Below are 21,181 nucleotides of genomic sequence, written 5' to 3' on the forward strand. Positions count from 1 at the left end.
TACCTGGTGAAGAACATATCAAACGCAAAGGCCCCGGCAGATTTCTGTCGGGGCCTTTGCGTTTGTAGAGTCTGGTTCTAGAATTATCTCCCTATCTTGAATTTCGTCCAGTAGACGGTGTCGGTGGTCTTCACCTCCACCAGATAGGTGTCAGGGCGGAGCTTGCCTAGATCATAGCGCCAGGCTTTTTGGTTCTTGGCGATGCTGACGGGCTTCTGGTACACGACTTTCCCGGCTCTGTTCTTCACTTCCAGTTTAGCGTCTTCTTTCAGTACCTGCTCAAAGTCCAGCAGGAAAGTGCCTTTCTTGGTAGGGTTCAGGTGGATTCCAGACAATGTCTCCAGATGGGTGGCGGTATCAGGCGCGGCTATCAGTATGTGCTCCCGCTCTACGGGCGGCAGCGGCTTGCCCTTCTCCTGAGCCGTTGCAGTGAATCCGATTAGCGCCAAGGGCAAGGCCAGGGCGGCTGCAAATGCATACGTTTCTTTCTTCTTCATAATCTCATCCCCTGTATGGTTTGGGTATGTCTACTGGGTATACATAATCCGGGCCAATTCCGTCTGAATCAAGAAAAATGTTGTTCCTGCTCCTTTAGAAAGTCACGCGGTAGGCTACGACGCGGTTATTGAAGAAGGTAGGCACGTAAAGCATTTGCTGCTCCGGTGAGTAGCTGATGTCGGCGGCATTTATCTTCCTTTCAGTCGTATCCAGCAACTTCCATTTTTTGCCGTCCTGATTCACGTAGTACACCTCTCCGTTCCAATTCGAAATCAGGTAGCCTTCAGCGCCAACCCGCACGATGCCGTCAGCGGAGGGGATACCGTCTGTCCAATCGGTGAACTCTTTGCGTTCGGGGTCGAGAAAGCGTACGTTGCCGCTCTTGGAGTAAGCCACGATGAGCCGCTTGTTGTCCCAGAGCAGGCCATTGGGTCTTTCGCGCTTGGCGTTCTCCAACCAATTGCTTACACGCCCGTTGCGCATCTGGTAGATGCTGCCCACCTCGGAGTCTGAAACGTACACATTGCCGGCATCGTCCACGTCCACATCATTCAGAAACTTGGCTTTATCGGCTTTGTAGCGGGCCAGAATAGAACCGGTCTGGGTGGCGATGGCCACAATCTCATCGATGTCGGCCACATAGAGCACGTTGTTGTGCAGGGCCATTCCTTTCGGGTCGTTCAATCCGGATACCCAATACAGTTGCTCCACCTCGCCATTGGGGGTGAGGCGTGAGATGAAGCCGTCCCCATCTTTGCGTTCTTTGCTCGATTGGTTGATGTTGGACACGTAGAGGACGTTCCGTTCTCGGTCAACTACCACCGATTCAGGTGTGCGGAGGGTGTTGTCAGTGGACCAGGCCTCCTGCAGTGTGACGGGTGCCTTTGAGCTGAACAGGCCGCCGCTGCAGCCCTGAAGTAGCGTTATCACCAGGAATGAGGCGAGGTAAGGAAATGTGGTGCGCATAATGTTTTTGTTGGTTCAGGTACTACTACGAAAGCTTGCTATACCTGTTTTAATCCGTTTCTAGCCCGAGCTTCTGCATGGTGCGTTGCCGCGATATTTTTCCGGTGGCTGTCTCAGAGAAGGCAGGGCAGTAGTAGGTGTCTTTGGGCATCTCGAATTTGCGGAGCAGACTGCGCATTTTCTCCTGCATCTGCTGTTCAACCTCCTCCGGCAGTTTCTCGCCCTCCAGTATCAGAATCATTTTCTCGCCCAACAGTTCGTCTGGTTGCGAGGCCACGAAAAAACGGGGAGGCCTCTCCAAATCCGCCAGCGCCTCGGATACCGCCACCTCCACGGTCTCGGTCTGCACTTTCACACCGCCGGTGTTGATGGTGTTGTCGGCGCGGCCAATCCAACGGAACCGGGTAGGGGTGAGGATTTCCACGATGTCGTTGGTGATGAGCGTTTCGTTATCGGTGATGTCGGCTTTGATGGTGAGGCAGCCGCGGTTGTCCTGCCCAATGGTGACGCCTTCCAGCGTCTCGTAATACTCGGCGGCGGTGGGGCCGTTGAGCAGGCGCAGCGCGATGTGGGAGACAGTTTCCGTCATGCCATAAGTATGGTATACCGGCACCTGGAGTTGCTTCAGGTCACGCTGCAGGGAAAAGCTCACCGGTGCACCGCCCACCAGTATGGCCTTCATCTGGTTGAGCTGCTCCACCGCTTCTTCCGGCACGTCCTGCAGGATGGTCTGCAGCTGCATGGGTACAAAAGAGGCGAAGTCAATCGGCTGCCCTTCCGGCACCAACTCCAGCGGGTTGCTGATAGGCTCCACAATGGTCATGTCCATTTCGGCCAGCAGACCGCGCACCAGCATCATGATGCCGGCGATGTACTCTGTATTGAGGCACACAAGCATGCTGTCGCCCTGCTTGAGGCGGAGTAATTTTAAGGTGCGACGGGCGCTTATCTCCATCTGCCGACGAGTGAGCGCGATGAGTTTGGGTGCGCCGGTGGATCCGGATGTCTGTATCGGGAACTCCTGCACGCCGCTGAGCCAATCGCGGATGAATTCGAGCGTCTTTGCCTCATAGCCATTCAGCGGGATGCTGTTGCGGAAAGAGTAAGCTGCTATTTCGTCGAAGTAGAATTTCTTGCCGTTGAGGAGAAGGAACCTTTCAGTCATGAATCATAAACGTTAAACACGCACCAGCACGGAGCCGGTACCTGTAGTTGGATTTGCATTAACTAACTCATACGTGACCGAGCTAGTTTGGGCACAGGCAGTAGAAACAGGCAGAGCAGAAATATCATCTACCTCTGCTCTGCCCGTTTTTCTATCTGTCATATGCTGTTGCTGCCTGTTGGTATACCTATCCATTCCATAGGGAAGCCACAGGTATAGCAGCGGCAAAAGTACGATTTACCAGCTGATTTCTACAAGTATGTTTAGTTTTTCAATGCTGCCAGGCATGGCTTTTCCAAGGCGCACCGCTGCCAGCCAAGTGGTGGATTCGCCGCCTGATTTGCTGTAGGCTATACCTGCGGATTAGTAGAGCCAGTCCTTATTGGGCTTCCGGATGAGGTGGTCAACCGATAGCCTGCCGGAACCCCAGATGAGGAAAAACACCAACAGAAGCAGCACAATCAAGGATGACCACAGTTCCGTGTTCTCCGAGTAGAAACCGCGCTGCGGGTTGATGAAAAACACAGCACCAATCAGAATAGGCAACTGGAACAGTATGGCAATGCGTGTCACCAGGCCCATGGCGATGAGCAGGCCCCCCACCAGGTGCGCAAAGGCCACGTAGTGCGCCATACCGAATGACACCCACTGGAACTGGCTGTTGCTCATGATGCTCTGAAGCGCCGCTGTATCCTGTATGAAGAAGATGCCTTTCATGAAGATGAAAATGCCCAGCGCTATCCGCACGAAGTCAACCCAAACGGGATGGTGCGCATCAGCCCAGTGCTCCAGCCGGTTCATGTCGTGTGTTAGATTCATGGCTGTAGGGGTTAAGGTTTAACAAACTGTTGTACAATTATTTAAACGATTAATTCTACAGAACGGATGAATGCCGCTGAACAAATGTGAGGGCCGCTGAAGTGCGTTAGAGGGCTTTCAGCAAAGCCTGCTTATAAGCTGCGAAGGCGGCCGCGTTCTCTTTGCTATCGGTGAAAACCTCCAGTATACCTGCTCCCGCCTCTGCAGCCAAAAAAGCAGGAAGCGCCTGCTCCAGCTCCTCCAAGGTATGGCAGGCGGTATAGCCTAACCCAAAGTCGAGAGCGGTGTTGCGGGCATCCAACTCCTGGCGCGTCTCGAAGAACTCCTCTAGTTCAGGCTGCCGACGGGGGCCCTCAATGAGACGGAAAATGCCGCCCACGTGGTTGTTGATGAGCACGATGCGCAGGTTGGCCGGCAGGTAGTTGTGCCAGAGCCCGTTGCGGTCATAGAAGAAGGCTAAATCCCCGGTGAGCAATGTGGTGATGTGGGGGCTGGTGAGGGCGCAGCCAACTGTGGTGCTGGTGCTGCCGTCAATGCCGCTGGTGCCCCGGTTCGCATATACCTGCACGTTTCTGTCGGCAGCCAACCCAATGATGTTGGCATAGCGCACGGCCATGCTGTTGGCCAGGTGCAGGTTGCTCTGTGGCGGCAGGTGAGCCAGCAGGCGGGCCACGGCCGGCAGCTCGCTGTGGGGTGCCGTGGAAGAGTAGTCTTGCAGAAAGTCTTGCGCCTTGCGCTCCATTGTAGACCATGCCGCAGCAAAGGACGCTTCTACCCGGGTGCTGCCAGCCATCCCTTTGAAGAAACTCCCGGGTGAGCAGCGGATGACGTGGGTGAGCGACTGGAACGTGTCGGCTACCTGGCCGGCTGGCTGCAGGTGCCAGTGCGCTTTCGGTTTGTACTGGCGCAGGTATAGCTTCAGGCTTTTGGAGATGACGGACTTGCCAAAGGTGATGAGCAAATCCGGCTTCAGCGCCTGCATCTTCGCTTCATCCGGGCAGGCTAGAATGGCATCCTGGTGACGCACGCTTTCCTCCAGTTGGTGCATGTTGCTGATGCTATCGCCCACCAGTACAGCGCCCGTGGAGGAGACAAAGTGCTGCAGGTGCTGCAGGAGTTTTGGGTCGTGGGGCTGTTGCCCGGCTACCAGCAGAACGCGTTTGAAATGCAGCATTTCCTGCTGGAATTTCAAGGCCTGATAGGAGCTGAGTTCGTAGTGGTTTTGCTCCTCCTCAATCAACTTCACCTGCTCATTGAACTGGACTTCCTCATCATACTCCGGGTAAAAAGGCTCCCGCAAAGGCACGTTGATGTGCACCGGACCCGCCGGATAAGCCACGGCCTCGTTCAGCGCCTCGGATACCAGGCGCTCGGTATACCAAACGGCATCGGTGTGCGACAGGTCCACCGGGAAGTCGAAGCTGCGCTTGATGTGTTGTCCGTATACTTGCTGCTGCCGGATGGTCTGCCCGTCCAATTGGTCAATCCACTCCGGCGGGCGGTCTGCGGTGAGCACCAGCAGCGGCACCTGCTGGAAAAAAGCCTCGGCGACGGCAGGGGCATAGTTCAGTGCAGCCGTCCCGGATGTACATACCAGCACAGTCGGTTTGCATGTCGTCAGCGCCATACCCAGCGCGATGAAGGCGGCCGACCGCTCATCGCTCACTGTGCGTACTTTCAGCTTCGGATGCCGCGCGAAGGCTATCGTCAATGGGGCGCAGCGGGAACCCGGTGACAGCACCACGTTTTGCACTCCCTTGCGTGCGCATATTTCGGCTATGTTAACAACAGGCTGAAGGACCATGGTTTAGTTTTGAGTGATTGGGTGAAATGATGTTTGATAAAGGACTGAGTAGACAGAAAAACACTTTTCAAAACGGAGGAAGAAAGGACGCTGGGTTCAAGGTATAGCAGAATAGGTGCACTGAGTTTTTTTGATAAATCACCCACTCGCTATGATTCAACTCAAGTCACGCTTTTGCTCATTCGAAATCCGACAATATTCTGGCCATTGTTTGCATTTTGTGCTGGGTTTCCAGCCATTCTTTCTCAGGCGATGACTCTCCTGTGATACCGGCTCCTGCGTATAGTACGGCCTTGTCGGTCATTAGCTGCATGCAGCGCAGGTTCACGAACAGGTGCGTGCCCGCCGCACTGTTTACCGGCCCCAGGAAGCCGCTGTAATAGCTGCGGTCATACCCTTCGTTGGCCAGAATGAAATTTAATGCGGGTTCTTTGGGAAGTCCGCACACGGCCGAGGTGGGGTGCAGCAGTTGCAGCATGTCAGAGCCCAAGGTCGGGAAATCCACTTCTTTCAAATCCACTTTAAAATCGGTGCGCAGGTGCATCAGGTTGCCGGCGATATCGGTGCGCGGCCCGACTTCGGTGTACTCGCGGAGGCGCAGTTTTTTGAAGCAGCTCAGGATGTAGCGTTCTACCATACCTTGCTCCTCAATCTCCTTTTGCCGCCAGATGGCATTGGCCGTAGAACCGTCTTCACAAAGCGGCTGCGTGCCAGCCAGCGCGACGGTTTTGAACACCTGGTGCTGGTCAATGCTCACCAGAATCTCAGGGGAGGCTCCCAGCCAGGTGCCGGTGCCAGGTATAGATACCAGCGACACGAAAGCATTGGGATAGGCAGACAGCATCTTCTCGAAAGCGCCGAAAAGCCCGAACTGCTGCGGCAGGTCTGCCGCAGCAGTTCGGGACAGCACGACTTTCTCCATCGTCTCGGCCCGAATCACATCCACGGCCAGGCTCACGGCGGCTTTGAACGTCTCTTCGGTGCGGTGGCGGTTGGGAGGCGAAGTGGGAGAGGTATGCCACTGCGGGGTTGATTCCTGATGCCTTTCCTGCAACGTTTTTAAGAATCTTTGCGTGGCCTCTGCCGGAGCATCAGCCGCCAAATTCAATTCGCCTGTTACAGACGAGAGGCTGATGTCGGCTTTGAGGAAAACATTGGGTTGCGCGGCATCCGTTTGGAAGGGGCAGAAGAGGAAGCCGAAGGCACTTTCCTCTACCCTGGGCGAATCCTGCGATAGTTGTGTGTTGAACGAGACGCAGAGCTGTACTTCCGGCAGGAGCGGCAGTCGCCAGGCGGCAACGGAAAGCCCCTGCACCAGGGCGGCGGCCAGCACCTCCTGCCAGGTATAGCGGTGTGGTCCTTCTACTCCTAAGGCGGCGGTAGCCTGTGTCATGGCGTTTATTTTTTATCGATGATGGCCACTGTCATGCGGCTGAGGCAGAGCAGGTCGCCGGTTTCAGTCGTGATTCTGGTTTCCCATACCTGGGTGCTTCGCCCCAGGTGTATGGCCGTAGCCTTGCCGTACACCCAGCCTTCGCGCACGCTCCGGATGTGGTTAGCGTTAATCTCCAGCCCCACACATGCTTTTTTGGAGAGGTCCACCGACAGGGCCGCGCCGATGCTGCCCAGCGTCTCGGCCAGCGCCACGGAGGCGCCACCATGCAGCAGGCCCATGGGCTGGTGGGTGCGGTGGTCGACTGGCATTTTACCAATGAGGAAACCCTCGCCGTACTCCACAATCTCAATGCCCAGGTGCTCCACCATCGTATTTTTGCGCCACTCCTGCAGCTTTTCTAACGTAGTATCCATTTTGTGTGGGTTGCAAATGCTACCTTCGCATTCTCAGTGTAAAGAGGCAAAAGTAGAAGAATTTTGAGTATTAAGAAAATATACATCATCCGCCACGGGCAGACAGACTACAACCAACAGGGCATTGTGCAGGGCAGTGGCGTAGACTCCTCACTCAACGCGTTGGGTCAACAGCAGGCGGCCGCTTTTTTCCGGATGTACCAGGATGTTCCCTTCAACAAGGTATACACCTCCTCGCTCAAGCGCGCCATGGAGTCGGTGCAGGGCTTTCTGGACCTGGGTATACCACATGAGCAACACACCGGCCTGAACGAGATAAACTGGGGCACCCGCGAAGGCACCCGCATCACACCCGAGGAGGACGCCTACTACCACGGCATCCTGCAGACCTGGTGCAACGGCCAGACCGATGTATGCATAGAAGGAGGGGAGAGCCCCGACCTGGTGGCGGAGCGCCAGCGGCCCTTCATCGACCTGCTGCTGAGCCGGCCCGAAGAGGAAACGGTGCTCATCTGCATGCACGGGCGGGCCATGCGCATCCTGCTCTGCCAGCTGCTGCACTACCCGCTGCGCTGCATGGACCAGTTCGAGCACCAGAACCTATGCCTGTACCAGTTGGACTTTACAGGTACTATGTTTGTGGTAAAAAAGTATTGCGATTTGGCGCATCTGCAGGAACTGACGGTATAATATGCCATTGCCATACCTGCCCCAACAATTTAGAAGGTATAGTTTGAATAAAATATTTTTAAATCTAATTTTGGGGCTTACAGTTTAGACGATACAGGCGAACCAATAAGACGACAATTATGGCTGAAGTGATACGAATGCCTAAGATGAGCGACACAATGACGGAGGGGGTGATTGCATCTTGGCTTAAGAAAGAAGGCGACAAAGTAAGCTCCGGCGACATTCTGGCCGAAGTGGAGACCGATAAGGCGACGATGGAGCTGGAATCCTACGAAGATGGCACGCTACTCTACATTGGTCCCAAGAAAGGTGATTCGGTGCCCATTGATGCCGTTATTGCAATCATTGGCAAAGAAGGCGAAGACATTTCCGGCCTGCTGAGTGAGGCAGGACAAGGAGAGAAGCCGGCAGCCAAAGAAGAACCCAAACAGGAAGCAGCGCAAGCACCTAAGCAGGAAGAGAAAAAAGAAGCAGCCCCTGCCCCTGCCAAGGCAGAGGCTCCTGCCGCTAAAACCTCCGTGGATACGTCCAACATCAAGGCCAGCGTCATCCGCATGCCTAAGATGAGCGACACCATGACAGAAGGCGTACTTGTATCCTGGCTGAAGAAAGTGGGTGACAAAGTAAGCTCCGGCGACGTGCTGGCCGAAGTGGAGACCGACAAGGCGACAATGGAGCTGGAGTCCTATGAAGACGGTACCTTGCTGTACACAGGGGTAGAGGCCGGTTCTTCGGTGGCCATTGATGCCGTAATCGCCATCATCGGTGAAAAAGGTGCCGATTACAAAGCCCTGCTGGATGCAGAAGGCGGTACGGTGCCTGCCGGTGTGGAGGAACGCTCCAGCGAAGAGAACGCCAAATCGGACGAGAACATCGAGGCCCGCACCGAGGCTACAACAGAAGATAAAGTACAGGAAATAGAAGTACCTGCCACGGGTACAGAGCAGGTTGCCGCTGAAGGCAACGGCCGTATCAAGGCGTCTCCGCTGGCGAAGAAAGTAGCCAAAGAGAAAGGCTTCAATCTGGCGCAAATCAAAGGCTCAGGTGAGGGAGGACGCATTGTGCTGCGTGACGTGGAGAACTTCTCCCCGTCTGCTGCCCCTGCGCCGCAACAGGCTGCCAAAGCTCCTGCCACCGCACCGGCTCCACAACCGCAGGCTATACCTGGCGCGCCAGCCGATGCCTACGAGGAAGTGAACGTGTCGCAGATGCGTAAGGTAATTGCGCGCCGACTGGCCGAGAGCAAGTTCTCTGCGCCGCACTTCTACCTGACCATGGAAATTGACATGGACAAGGCGATGGAAGCCCGTGTGTCCATAAACGAGGTGTCGCCGGTGAAGGTGTCGTTCAACGACCTGGTAATCAAAGCGGCCGCTGCTGCGCTTCGTCAGCACCCTGCCGTGAACTCTTCCTGGCTGGGCGACAAAATCAGGTATAACAAGCATATCAACATTGGGGTAGCCGTGGCGGTGGAAGAAGGCCTGTTGGTACCGGTGGTACGCAACGCCGACTTCAAATCACTGTCTGCCATCGCGGCCGAAGTGAAAGAACTGGGTGGCAAGGCGAAGAGCAAGAAGCTGCAGCCCGCCGAGTGGGAAGGCAACACCTTCACCATCTCCAACCTGGGTATGTTTGGTATTGAGGAGTTCACCGCCATCATCAACCCGCCGGATGCCTGCATCATGGCTGTGGGTGGCATCAAGCAGACGCCGGTCGTACGCGACGGACAAATCCGCATCGGCAACGTGATGAAGGTGACGCTCTCCTGCGACCACCGTGTAGTAGACGGCGCCGTGGGTTCCGCTTTCCTGCAGACCTTCAAGAACATGCTGGAGAACCCGGTAAGAATACTGGTGTAATTACTTATAGTGAACAAGAAAAGAGCCTCTTCGGATACGGAGAGGCTCTTTTTTTATGGCTACCACAGTGGCTAAAATTTTAGGAGGCAGACGCTCTAAACTAGTCTTTAAGCTACTCAGAGTTAATTTCCTGCTACGTTTTCAGTATCCCGCTCCGCAGCTTTTGGCAAGCGTTAGAAGGCTTTTTTTGTTTAAATACCGAATTGCCTTAAATGATGGTCAGAGTGTTTGTAGACTAAAACACCAATCTGCTCCTTTGTCATTTTGCCGAAAAAGTCGTGTATAAAGTCTGGGTTATCATAGCTTTCATAAGCTTTCGTCAATTCAATCCATTTGAATTTCTCAGCTTCCAAGTCTCCCTCCATTTCTCTCACTTTGAATTGTGCGGAAGTCGGAATGTTCTTATCAAAAGGGTTCTCATCATTTATCATTTTTCTCAATGCCATTCTACCAAATACTTTACCCAGAAGAACCTGCTTATACGTGTGATGCTCTTCGCCTAAAATCCAGCCGTTCCAATAGGTATTGTGCTTTACCATCTGAAAAACATGCATTTTGCCCCATAGAGCCATGCTATGCTTAGTTAGCAAATTGATTCTACCAACAATTTCATCTCTGGTCGGTTCGTCAAATATGGTCTTCATAATTCTTGGTTAGCCTTGGTAAGTTGGTATAGGTGCCTGGTATACTACTATGGGGATTTTAGTTTTCCCGTTTCCCCGATGTCATTCTCTGGGTGTTTTCGGATATAAAAGTTTGAATGAATTCATAACAGCCTGGTGCATTATCGTTGCATGGTTTTCTAAGGGCAAATAGTCAAAATGCACATTTACGTTTTTGTTTTTCAAGCCTTTTAATTTGTCAGCTAACACGTTTGCATCAACCTCCATCACACGGGGAGTTACTGTGGGTGTCAATCCTTCCTTTCCAACACCGATATAAATATCCTTATTCTCGAAATTTGAAAAGGATTGGTTTAACAATGAGCCATTGTCCCACCACAGACTGGGGCTGATGATGATGTACTTATCAAAAAGCGAGGGTTTTTTATCAAGTACTTCTGTCGCTAATAATCCGCCTAACGATTGCCCAATAATTGTTTTAGAGTTGTTTGCCTTGTACTTCGCCTGAACGTAAGACTGCAACTCCTTTTCAAGGAAAGAAATGAATTTATCCGAATGGCCAGTAGTTGGGTATGCTTTCTTATCTCCTTCAATTGTTGTTGGGAAAGTAAAATCTCTCCTTCTGTCAACAGTTGCAATACCTACAACAATTGACTTTGGGACTTGGTTGACCCATTCAAAGCTGCTGAACTGAACAAGCCCAACGATATGAATAAAGTCCTCGTCTGCCGAACCATCAAGTAAGTAGATAACCGGATAACTTATCGTATCATTTTTACTGTATCCTTCGGGTAGATAGATATTCAGTATCCTTTCTTCGTTCAATTCTCTTGATTGGATTTTGTCGATTACACCAAGTACAAATGGTTCGCCGCTGTCAGCCTGTCTTGACTTGTTTTTTTGTCCATAAGTCAGTGCGGATGAAAAAACAAGAAAAAGAATTATAAATGCTCTATTCATTTTTTGATTGCTGGCTGTTTTCTATGACAACGGACTTGGCTATGAGGTGGCGTAGCTACCTTATAGGTGTGGTTGGCAGTATTGCTTATTGTCTGCGTTAATCATTTTCAATTTCAACCTTCTCTAATAAATTTTTACCGTCTTGTGAGATGTAAAGGAGAGTCTTGCTTAACCTCGTTAACTCAATTTTTATTGGTTCTCCCAATCTTAACAATTCTGGTAACTTGTCATATAAATCGAACTTCAACTTTAACGGTGTCTCTATACTCAGGATAAAACCATCTTTCCCTTTTTTGATTTCATAGTCCGATGTCTTAAAACTTATTTTCCTACTCCTAATTAAGTCGATATACTTAACAATGTTTTTCCATGATATCCCAATAAATGGCAATGACACAAGACCTATGATAAACAAGGCCCTATTTGCGAAACCGTCAGCTGGTTTATTAAACAGAGTCAGAATTAATGGAGTAATAAATAATAAAATAATCAGTCCAATTGTAAAAAGCATTCCAAGGATTAGAGTCAATTTTATGTCGTTTTTAATCCTTTTTATGTCTCTCTGAGTTAATGCTATCTCTGTCATTTTGAAATTCATTCAAAGGCATTGCTGCCAACGTTGGACGGCTTTGCGATGTGGCGGCAATAGCATTCCGTCAGTTTGATTAAAGATATGCAGCCCAATTGAAAAACAAATGACGACTGACTTCCGTCAGCCGCCATATTGCAAAACCGATGTTAGCGGTAGCCTGTTAGAGAATGTAAACAGTATCGTCGCCTAAAGTATATTCAACAATATTCTTTTTATGAGTTTCTTTATTGGTCACAACTTTTCCGTCTATTGTAAATTCTTTACAGTCATAGATAGTGAGTTTTTTTGTCTTTTGGTCATAAACAACTTTGCCTGCATTAGAGAGTTCAAACTTCTCAGTTTTTAATGAAACGTTTTCCAACAAAGTCATTATCTGTGTCTTGTCGTCAAAAGAAATTTGTTTACACTGAAATTTTGGGTCTTGGTTAAACACAATCTTGTCGCTACTGAGAGTAGTCTCGCCATTTGATTTTGTCTGAGCAGATGCAATGTTTGTCAAACTAATGCTGCAAACAAGGAAAAGAATTGTAAGTAATTTTTTCATGTCAATTGATTTTTGTGTGTTACTAAATTACAGTATAGTGTCAAACTGCAAATGTTAATGGTTTGTCACTTGGTTACCGCTAACGTTCATTGGCTTTGCGTTCGGCGGGGCATTCCGTGCTCCGTCGCCCCTGGACTGCTGCCGATGGTATTACTAATGTACAAGTTTAATTTTGTTGCTTACCTGTGTTCCGTCACGCTGACAACTACAAATGATAGCTGTTACTGCTGCTGATGTTGCGTTGCGTCGCCCCCAGCTGACGCAAAACCGCTGTTGCCTGCTGTTTTATCTATTTTGATACGTTTTTTGTGTTAGTATGTCAGATTCCAACCTTGCCAATTTTGACTTTTTTTTCTTGTTTAAGTACCAAGCTAAAAGTCCGCTCAAAATTGCAAACCCGAATACGTACATAAGAACTATCATTTTTGTCTCACCTTTCTGATTCTCTTTAAAGTCTGCTAACTACCTCGAAAGCGTGAACATACGCTTTCCTTGCAAACGTATGTTGGCTATACGTAATTGGTTTTATGTTAAATATAGCTTTTACTATACACGTATGCAACACTATAGAAAAGTATTTGGCTATACCTGATTCTTCCATAAAACAGCAAAGCCGCCCTGTTTAGGAGCGGCTTTGCTGTTTTACTATATAAGGCTATACCTTACGGAATCCACTTGATGTCTTTGAAGTCGGGTTTGCGCTTCTCCAGAAAAGCGTTGCGGCCTTCTTTGGCCTCGTCGGTCATGTAGGCGAGGCGGGTGGCTTCACCGGCGAATATCTGTTGGCCCACCATGCCGTCGTCGGTGGCGTTGAAGGCGAACTTGAGCATTTTGATAGAGGTAGGGGACTTGGCTAGAATCTCCTGCGCCCAGTCATAAGCGGTATCCTCCAGTTCCGCGTGCGGTATCACGGCGTTCACCATACCCATGTCGTAAGCGTCTTGGGCAGAGTAGTTGCGGCCGAGGAAGAAGATTTCGCGGGCGCGTTTCTGGCCCACCATCTTGGCCAGGTAAGCCGAGCCGTAACCACCGTCGAAGCTGGTCACGTCGGCATCCGTCTGCTTGAAGATGGCGTGCTCCTGGCTGGCCAGCGTCAGGTCGCATACCACGTGCAGGCTGTGCCCGCCGCCCACGGCCCAACCCGGCACCACGGCAATCACCACTTTGGGCATGAAGCGTATGAGACGCTGCACCTCCAGTATGTTCAGGCGCGGCATCCCTTCCTCGTCCACATATCCTTGGTGGCCGCGGGCGTTCTGGTCGCCGCCGCTGCAGAAGGAGTACACCCCATCTTTAGTGGAAGGTCCCTCGGCAGAAAGCAGCACCACACCAATGGAGGTGTCTTCGCGGGCGTCCAGGAAGGCCTCAAACAGCTCAGCCACCGTCTTGGGGCGGAAGGCGTTGCGTACGTTTGGGCGGTTGAAGGCGATGCGGGCCACGCCGTTCGCTTTCTTATAGGTGATGTCGGTATATTCTTTTACGGTTACCCAGTTTGCTTTGCTCATAACGGTCAATTTTAGGGTAAAATTAGGGCTTTACACGGCCTTCGCCAAACTTATGCCCGGCTCTTTGGCAGAACGCGCTGTTGAGGAGGTGGCTATACCTGTCACCTCAAGGGTTCAGTTCGATTTTCTGCCCGAGGGCCAGGTCAGCCAGGTTCAAACGGATGTAGTAGAAGTCCCGGTCTTTGCCCTCGAAGCGCTTGTTGTTGTCGCTGTCGCGCTGCATCTTCACCAGCGCGAACCCCTGCTTGTCATATACCTCCATCGAGACGGCATTCTCCTGTTCCGGTGTCAGAGCCCTTATCTTGTTTCCGGCTTTATTGGATACATACAATACGGAAGGGTCATCGTTGTCGATTCGGCCGTTCTTGTTGTAATCCCCTGGCTTCACGAAATAGAAAATCCAGTTCCGGCTGGTGTTGTTCAGTCGGGCAGGATTACCTTCGGGCCTGCTGTCAGGTATAGGATTGCGCTCCCGTGTGAATTGCCGGATATAGGTATCGGTCTCGAACAGCTTCTTGTACGTGTCGGTCGACATGTCGTAGAAAATCACGTTGGCGTAGAAGTCATGCCATAGGGCGAGCTTATTAGAAGACAGCAAATCCGCGTTGTACCGTGTCGGGATGAGGACGGTGGAGGAGCTGTCAATGGCAATTGCCTCACCGAAGTACCGTGGGAGCTTCTCGTTTTTCTGGGTCTGGGAGAGGAGGGGGAGCGCCAGCAGGAGCGCCCCGGCTAGAATGCCTTTCATAGATTATCCTTTTATACTTTAGGAAACGAATATAGGCTTTTCCTATTATACTTGGGTCATAAGTATAGGGCAGAAGCCATACCGGACAAATTGTCGGCCGAAAACCCTTTGGCTTTTTGTTTGCAGTTGCCGTAGCTTTACAGACAGAACACAACACAGGTATAGCGCGCGCTGCGTCCATGCCTTCACATTCGAAAAAGCAGACACAATGGCTAAGATAAAATCGACCACCGTTTTGGGAATCTACCACAACGGAGAGGTATGCGTGGGCGCCGACGGACAGGCGACCATGGACAAGCACATCGCCAAAAGCAACGTCAAGAAGATACGCAAATTGCTCGACGGCAAGATCGTGACTGGTTTCGCCGGTTCCACCGCCGATGCCTTCACGCTGCTGGAGCGCTTCGAGGAGAAACTCAATGCCTACCAGAGCAACATGAAGCGCGCCGCTATCGAGCTGGCCAAGGACTGGCGCAAGGACCAGTACCTGCGCAAATTGGAGGCCATGATGGTGGTGGCAAACAAAGACGAGCTGCTCATCATATCCGGTACCGGAGATGTGCTGGAACCCGACAACCAGATTGCGGCCATCGGCTCGGGCAGTATGTTCGCGCATGCGGCGGCCCTGGCACTCAAGAAGCACGCGCCGCACCTCAGCGCCGAGGAGATGGTGCGCGAAAGCCTCAATATCGCTGCGGACATCTGCATCTACACCAACCACAACCTGGTGATAGAAAAGCCAAAGGCTTAATCGCTATACCTTCAGGAGGCTGCAGGCACGTGGAAGCGGTAACCGGGACAATCAACAGCATTTACCCGCTGTCAGAACAGGCGAGGCGGGAGCTGATGGCGACGCTCTGCAAACTGGAGCTTACGAAAGGCCACATCCTTTTCCGGGAGGGGGAGGTGAGCACTAAGGTGTTCTTCATTGAGAAAGGTATAGCACGCGCCTTCTGCTACCGCAACGACCAGGAAGTGACTTTCTGGTTCGGCACCGAAGGGGACCTCATCTTCTCCTACTACAGCTACGTGGCCAACAAACCCGGCTACGAGACGGTGGAGCTGCTGGAGCCTTCTGAGGTATACGTGCTGGAGCTGGAGCAGCTGCAGGCGCTGTTTCGCACGAACATCGAGATTGCCAACTGGGGCAGGAAGCTGGCCGAGTATGAGCTCATCAAGACAGAGGAGCGCTTCATCGCATTCCAGTTTCAGTCGGCCACGCAAAGGTATAAGTCGCTGCTGGAGCAAGACCCGCAGCTGCTGCAGCGGGTGCCGCTCTACCACATCGCCTCCTACCTGGGGGTGACGCAGGTTACGCTGAGCCGCATTCGGGCCGAAATCAGGTAGAATTTAACATTTGTTAATTTTTATACCGGCTGCTTTTCAGACTTTTGCAATGAGAACGGAGAGACTAGTAGGTAAGACTGTTCCTGAACCAGAATCAACTAGAAGCGCAGATTCAGAGTATACCTCTGAATAGCTTGTAACAAAACGATAGACGAATGAACGTATCAGAATTCCTTAAGAAACATTACAAACACTTCAACGCGGCCTCTGTGATAGACGCTGCCGAAGGGTACAAAACGCATTTGAACAACGGCGGCAAGATGATGATTACGCTGGCCGGTGCCATGTCCACGGCTGAGCTGGGCATCATTCTGGCGGAGATGATTCGTCAGGACAAGGTGCACGCCATTTCCTGTACTGGTGCCAACCTGGAAGAGGACATCTTCAACTTGGTGGCGCACGACTTCTACGAGCGCGTGCCGCATTACCGCGAGCTTTCTGCCGCCGATGAGGAGGAACTGCTGAGCCGCCACATGAACCGCGTGACCGATACCTGCATACCGGAGGAAGAAGCCATGCGCCGCATTGAGCACACCGTGCTGAAGTTCTGGGAGAAAGCCGACCAGGAAGGCAAATCCTATTTCCCGCACGAGTTCTTCTACCAGATTCTGTTGTCAGGCGACCTGGAGCAGTACTACCAGATTGACCCGAAAAACAGCTGGATGCTGGAGGCGGCCAAAAAGAACCTGCCTATCATCTGCCCGGGCTGGGAAGACTCCACGTTGGGTAACATCTACGCCGGTCACGTCATCAGTGGCGACATCAAGAACGTGCATACCATGAAGACAGGTATACAGTACATGATGTTCCTGGCCGACTGGTATACCCAGAACGCGAAAGAGGAATCAACCGTGGGCTTCTTCCAGATTGGCGGAGGTATAGCCGGTGACTTCCCGATTTGCGTGGTGCCGATGCTGCACCAGGATTTGCAGCGTACAGGCGTTCCGTTGTGGGGTTATTTCGCCCAGATTTCTGACTCCACGACCAGCTACGGTTCCTACTCTGGTGCCGTTCCGAACGAGAAAATCACGTGGGGTAAGCTCGGTAAGGACACACCAAAGTATATGATTGAGTCTGATGCGACCATTGTGGCTCCGCTAGTCTTCGCAATCGTGCTGGATATGTAGTCATAAGACAAGGCATTCATTTATGATTCAGAAAGAAGGGCCGGCTGCAGTTGCAGCCGGCCCTTCTTTCTTTTGCCTGGGTCTTCATGAATTGGTAACTTGCTGTTATATTCGTGTCATCCTATATTCATAACATGCCATACATGAAGACAACCTGTACACTTATTTTACTGCTCACCTGTTCCTTTGCCTTCGGGCAGAAGAAGTTCGTAGCAGGCCAGTACGTGACGCACCAGCGAGATACGGTGCAGGTGCACATCAACGACCAGAACTGGAACAGGAGCCCTACAATCATCGAAGTGAAGCAGGACCTGTCCAGCACCACGACACAAAAACTCGGCGTGGCCGACATCAAAAGCTTCTCGCTTGCTTCTGGTGACAGGTATGAGGTGCATGCCGTAGACAAGGAAAAGGCCGTGACCAAAATAGGCAGCACCTACGTTTACGACAGCCAATTTAGCATTGTGCGGGACACGGTGTTTCTGCGTGCCCTGGTGAAAGGCAAGGTGAGCCTGTACACGCTGAATGAACCGGATGCCCAGGAGCGCATCTACATCCAGAAAGAAGGCGAGACTCCCGTTGAGCTGGTGTACAGGGCCATCATGAAGAGCGAGCGTGGCAAATCAGGGCTGGTGAAACTGCCGGTTTACAGGGGGATGCTAACCGCCAAGATGACGGACTGCCCGGATTTGAGCAACAAGATAAGCAGGGTGGCCTTCAAGCCGTCGGCTTTGAAAAGTCTGGTGCAGGACTACAATAAGTGCGCCAGCGGCACTGAAGGAGACTATGTGGCCGCAGAAGAGAAGTTAGCGTTCAATGTCTATGCCCTGGGGGGAGTTTCTTATACCTCCCTGGACATCAACGGCCACCCCAACAAGGCACTGACTGAGCCGGAGTTCACAGGTATGGGCTATACCTTCGGCACCTCCTTTATGGCCACCTTGCCCAGAAGCCATGGCAAATACGCTCTGATAGGGGAGCTGCTCTACAAAGCCTATCAGACTGAGGGAACCTTCCAACACGTGAACCCGCTGACGGAGCAGGTGTACACAGAATACACCACCACTTTCGAGATGTCCCAGCTGGCAATTAACTTGTTGGGCCGCTACCGGTTCTTGGACAGGGGCATTCGGCCATACGTAAGCCTGGGCTTTGGCAACAACTTCGTGCTGAACGATAACAGCAAACAGAAAGTCTATACCCCATCCTATACAACAGATAAGAACAAAGACGGGAATCCGATGGGGAATGCCACGCGGAAGCATGAGCAGGCGCTCCTGCTGGGCATAGGTGGAGAATGGAAACGTTTGCAGGCGGAGGTGAGGCTGGAAAACGGAAACGGTTTCTCTGCTGCGAAAGGCGTGAAGACCGTCAATAACTCCGTAGGCGTACGGTTGGGCTACAGGATAAAATAAAACGAGCAGCACTATACGCCAGAGAGGCTACCTGATTCGTTTCAGGTAGCCTCTCTTTTTTTCGAGCTGTATAAATTGCTGTTACTGCTGGACCAGCTTCTCTGCCCTGAACACACCATCCGCGGCCTGTAGGATTTTTCCTTTCAGTTTGGGGTTGTAGTTGGGGTGCGCCGCCAGGAACTGGCGTATGGTTTCAGCGGCAGTTGCGCTTTGGTAGGATCCGAAGGTGGACTGCAGCCAGTTGGTCGGGAAGAAGATGTCGCCGGTCAGCTGGATTTCCTCCACCAGTTTCAAGCTCTCGCGCAGGTATTTCTCTGATGTCTGCGCGCGCAGGGGGTGATGCAGGTAGCTCAGTGCAGTGGCCACCCAAGCTTCTTTCTCGCGGTTGTTGCGGTCTTTGAGCGAGGCGAAGAAGGCGTCGCGCACCTGTACATCGCCCGACAAGGCAGGCATCATAAACTGCAGGCGCTTCTGGCGGTCCGGGTTTTTGATGCGGCCAAGTTGCTGCTGCAGTATGGCTTCAGAATCTTTGTAATCGCGCACCGCCAGCGAAAGAGCCAGGGAGGTATAGTCGTCTTCGGTGAGCGTGACACCTTTGGGTGCCTGCTGGCTTTTCCATACCTGGTAGAGCTTGTCCTGCGCCTCCTGGGTGAGGACTATACCCTGGTAGGCTTTGAAGAGCAGTTTTTTGGCATTGGATGACTTCTGCATCTCCATGGCTTCCCACAGGTTCTTCTCTATACCTGCGGCTATTTCCTGCCTACGTGCCGGGGTGGTGAAACGCCAGAACGTGTCGTTGAGGTAGCCGGTGAGTAGCTTGAGGTTAAGTTCTTCTGTTTCGCGGCCAGCCTCTAACAGAGCGAAAGGGAGCAGCAAACTGGGCTGCACGGCACGGCCATTGAGCATGTTCTCATACAGGTTGATGTAGGCCGATGCCCGCATCACCGGGTTCTGCAGCTTAGACACATCCGCCAGCTTGCTCAAATCAACGGGGAACACGCCGTAGCCCTGCCCGGAGGAGTTGAAAAGCACGAAAGAGGGTTTGGATTTTCCAATCGCCTCAGCCAGTTGTACCTGGGCTTTGTCCATGTGCACGGTCATTTCGTCCACGCGGTCCGGGTATACCAAGGCTACCTCAAAGTACTGCGGCCACAGGCGGTCAGAGCCGTCTTCTCCTTTCTGGGAAATGGTGAAAGATGTGATTTTACTGTCCTCCGTTTCCAGTTGGTAATCGAACACCGGCCGGCCCGCACCGTTCACCCATACCTGGTTCCAGGCCTGCAAATCAATTGGGGTACGGGCGTCTAGTATCTGGATGAGCTCTGGCCAGGTGGCGTTGCCGTGGGCGTAGGTTTTCAGGTATACCTGCAGTCCTTCCTGAAACGCTTGCTCGCCCATGAGTCGCTCCAGTTGCCGCATCATGATGGGGGCTTTGTGGTAGATGATGTTGCCGTACAGCGAGCCGGCATCCTGCAGGTTTTCCAGTTGTTGGCGAATAGGGTTGGCCCCGGCCGTGCGGTCTACGCCATAGGCAGCCGGGAAATGGTCTATCAGGAATTTGAGGTCGTAATTGCTGTCCTCCACGGTGGTCTTGGAGATTTTGTCGGCCATGAAATTGGCGAATACCTCTTTCATCCAGACATCGTTGAACCAGCGCATGGTCACCAGATCCCCAAACCACATGTGCGCCGTCTCGTGTGCGATGAGATTGGAGCGGGCTACCAACTGGTCCTTGGTGGCGCCTTCGTCCAGGAAGAGGGTGGAGGCTTTGTAATCGATGGCGCCCACATGTTCCATGCCGCCATACTGGAAGTCAGGTATAGCCACGAAGTCGAACTTCTGGAAAGGGTAGGGGATTTGGGTATAGGTCTCCATAAAGGCCAGCGCATCGCGGTGAATGCCGAAGATGGAATCCATGCTTTGCTTCAGTTTGCCCGGGTCAGTCTCGCGATGATAGAAGTGCATGGCGCGACTGCCTTTCGTTCGGCTGACCTTGCTGAAGTCTCCGGCTACAAAGGAGAACAGGTAGGTCGGTATGGTATCAGAAGGTTGGTACTGATAGGTCTTAGTCGCGCCTGTCACCACAGAATCCTGCAGCGGGGCGTTGGCCAGGGCCTTCCAGTCCTGTGGCAGGGTCAGCGAGAGTTTGAAGGAGGCTTTCAGGTCCGGCTGGTCGAAGCAGGGGAACACAGTGCGGGCGCGGTCGGGCACCAGCAAGGTATAGAGGAAGTCCTCGTTGCGGTTGAGCGACAGATTGCCGGCTATGAAATCTATCTGTACCTGGTTTTGCCCTAGTTTCAGATGCTGGGCAGGTACCAGGATGTGTTCTCTCTCAAATTGAACTGGAATTTCCTGGCCATTCACTTTCACCAGTTTGATGTGCTCGCGCTGCTCCTTAAAATCTATTTGCAGGGGCTGGCTACTGTCGCGCAGCTTGAACGAGATAATCTCCGAAGCAGGTATAGGCGTCGCTTTGTTGGCCGGCAGTTGGAGTTGCAGGTCGTAAGCAACCTGGTGCAGCACGGCCCGCCTGTGCTCCGTTAGCGACTGGGCCACACCGGTTTCAACGGGTAACATAGTCGGAGTGGAGGCAGGTGTTTGACTGCCGCTGCAGCTGAGTATGGTGAGCGAGAGGGCCAGGGCAGAGGACTTCAGGGTATGGTTCAGTAGGTTCATGTCACGTGAGTATGGATAAAGATAAGGAATTGCC

20 protein-coding genes are annotated in these 21,181 nt (G+C 52.3%); 6 read left to right on the top strand and 14 right to left on the bottom strand.

Features of this window, described 5'->3' with window-relative positions; all coding sequences use genetic code 11:
- Positions 1–83 precede the first annotated feature (83 nt).
- The 7 genes from B051_RS0107210 to B051_RS0107240 all read right to left on the bottom strand — a co-directional run bounded on the left by B051_RS0107210 (position 84) and on the right by B051_RS0107240 (position 7,061).
- Complete coding sequence (locus B051_RS0107210) at positions 84–497, bottom strand: hypothetical protein (RefSeq protein WP_018477516.1); 414 nt, start codon at positions 495–497, stop codon at positions 84–86.
- Positions 498–591: 94 nt separating this feature from the next.
- Positions 592–1,464: an SMP-30/gluconolactonase/LRE family protein gene (locus tag B051_RS0107215; protein ID WP_018477517.1), complete on the bottom strand. Its 873-nt coding sequence runs from the start codon at positions 1,462–1,464 to the stop codon at positions 592–594.
- 49 nt (positions 1,465–1,513) lie between these two features.
- Positions 1,514–2,629, bottom strand: coding sequence for an AMP-binding protein (locus B051_RS0107220; protein WP_018477518.1), 1,116 nt, complete (start codon positions 2,627–2,629; stop codon positions 1,514–1,516).
- A gap of 363 nt (positions 2,630–2,992) precedes the next feature.
- Positions 2,993–3,448 (bottom strand): DoxX family protein, encoded by a 456-nt coding sequence (locus B051_RS0107225; RefSeq protein ID WP_033316755.1) that lies wholly within the window; start codon positions 3,446–3,448, stop codon positions 2,993–2,995.
- Positions 3,449–3,554: 106 nt separating this feature from the next.
- Complete coding sequence (gene menD, locus B051_RS0107230; protein ID WP_018477520.1) at positions 3,555–5,252, bottom strand: 2-succinyl-5-enolpyruvyl-6-hydroxy-3-cyclohexene-1-carboxylic-acid synthase; 1,698 nt, start codon at positions 5,250–5,252, stop codon at positions 3,555–3,557.
- Between the two features lie 178 nt (positions 5,253–5,430).
- Positions 5,431–6,645: an isochorismate synthase gene (locus B051_RS0107235; RefSeq protein ID WP_018477521.1), complete on the bottom strand. Its 1,215-nt coding sequence runs from the start codon at positions 6,643–6,645 to the stop codon at positions 5,431–5,433.
- Between the two features lie 5 nt (positions 6,646–6,650).
- Positions 6,651–7,061, bottom strand: coding sequence for a hotdog fold thioesterase (locus B051_RS0107240; RefSeq protein ID WP_018477522.1), 411 nt, complete (start codon positions 7,059–7,061; stop codon positions 6,651–6,653).
- Between the two features lie 63 nt (positions 7,062–7,124).
- On the opposite strand from B051_RS0107240, the gene B051_RS0107245 reads away from it, so the two are divergent.
- Both B051_RS0107245 and B051_RS0107250 read left to right on the top strand, forming a co-directional pair.
- The gene (locus B051_RS0107245; protein WP_018477523.1) at positions 7,125–7,751 is read left to right on the top strand and encodes a histidine phosphatase family protein; all 627 of its coding nucleotides are present in this window, start codon (positions 7,125–7,127) and stop codon (positions 7,749–7,751) included.
- A gap of 119 nt (positions 7,752–7,870) precedes the next feature.
- The gene (locus B051_RS0107250) at positions 7,871–9,610 is read left to right on the top strand and encodes a pyruvate dehydrogenase complex dihydrolipoamide acetyltransferase (RefSeq protein WP_026236246.1); all 1,740 of its coding nucleotides are present in this window, start codon (positions 7,871–7,873) and stop codon (positions 9,608–9,610) included.
- 191 nt (positions 9,611–9,801) lie between these two features.
- Here B051_RS0107250 and B051_RS0107255 read toward each other — a convergent pair whose 3' ends face one another.
- The 6 genes from B051_RS0107255 to B051_RS0107280 form a co-directional block, all read right to left on the bottom strand.
- Complete coding sequence (locus B051_RS0107255; protein ID WP_018477525.1) at positions 9,802–10,254, bottom strand: DUF1569 domain-containing protein; 453 nt, start codon at positions 10,252–10,254, stop codon at positions 9,802–9,804.
- 81 nt (positions 10,255–10,335) lie between these two features.
- The gene (locus B051_RS0107260) at positions 10,336–11,193 is read right to left on the bottom strand and encodes an alpha/beta hydrolase (protein WP_018477526.1); all 858 of its coding nucleotides are present in this window, start codon (positions 11,191–11,193) and stop codon (positions 10,336–10,338) included.
- A 97-nt stretch (positions 11,194–11,290) separates the two neighbouring features.
- Positions 11,291–11,779, bottom strand: a complete 489-nt coding sequence (locus B051_RS0107265; protein ID WP_157578677.1) for a hypothetical protein — start codon at positions 11,777–11,779, stop codon at positions 11,291–11,293.
- A gap of 166 nt (positions 11,780–11,945) precedes the next feature.
- Positions 11,946–12,329, bottom strand: a complete 384-nt coding sequence (locus B051_RS0107270; RefSeq protein WP_018477528.1) for a hypothetical protein — start codon at positions 12,327–12,329, stop codon at positions 11,946–11,948.
- Between the two features lie 662 nt (positions 12,330–12,991).
- A complete protein-coding gene (locus tag B051_RS0107275) occupies positions 12,992–13,834 on the bottom strand; it encodes a 1,4-dihydroxy-2-naphthoyl-CoA synthase (RefSeq protein ID WP_018477529.1) in 843 nt (280 codons plus the stop codon).
- 106 nt (positions 13,835–13,940) lie between these two features.
- Positions 13,941–14,582, bottom strand: a complete 642-nt coding sequence (locus B051_RS0107280) for a hypothetical protein (RefSeq protein WP_018477530.1) — start codon at positions 14,580–14,582, stop codon at positions 13,941–13,943.
- Positions 14,583–14,790: 208 nt separating this feature from the next.
- Between B051_RS0107280 and hslV the strand changes: the two genes are divergently transcribed.
- The 4 genes from hslV (at position 14,791) to B051_RS0107300 (ending at position 18,471) form a co-directional block, all read left to right on the top strand.
- Positions 14,791–15,333: an ATP-dependent protease subunit HslV gene (gene hslV, locus B051_RS0107285; RefSeq protein ID WP_018477531.1), complete on the top strand. Its 543-nt coding sequence runs from the start codon at positions 14,791–14,793 to the stop codon at positions 15,331–15,333.
- A gap of 29 nt (positions 15,334–15,362) precedes the next feature.
- Complete coding sequence (locus B051_RS0107290) at positions 15,363–15,929, top strand: Crp/Fnr family transcriptional regulator (protein ID WP_018477532.1); 567 nt, start codon at positions 15,363–15,365, stop codon at positions 15,927–15,929.
- A gap of 155 nt (positions 15,930–16,084) precedes the next feature.
- Entirely contained in the window at positions 16,085–17,056 is a 972-nt protein-coding gene (locus B051_RS0107295; RefSeq protein WP_018477533.1) for a deoxyhypusine synthase family protein, read from the top strand.
- Between the two features lie 143 nt (positions 17,057–17,199).
- Positions 17,200–18,471, top strand: a complete 1,272-nt coding sequence (locus B051_RS0107300; protein ID WP_018477534.1) for an outer membrane beta-barrel protein — start codon at positions 17,200–17,202, stop codon at positions 18,469–18,471.
- A gap of 81 nt (positions 18,472–18,552) precedes the next feature.
- Here the strand turns inward: B051_RS0107300 and B051_RS0107305 are convergent, their stop codons facing one another.
- Positions 18,553–21,147 carry a M1 family metallopeptidase gene (locus B051_RS0107305; RefSeq protein ID WP_018477535.1) on the bottom strand — a complete coding sequence of 865 codons (2,595 nt, stop codon included), beginning with the start codon at positions 21,145–21,147 and terminating at the stop codon, positions 18,553–18,555.
- Positions 21,148–21,181 lie beyond the last annotated feature (34 nt).

It is taken from the genome of Pontibacter roseus DSM 17521 (assembly GCF_000373265.1).
GTDB lineage: Bacteria > Bacteroidota > Bacteroidia > Cytophagales > Hymenobacteraceae > Pontibacter > Pontibacter roseus.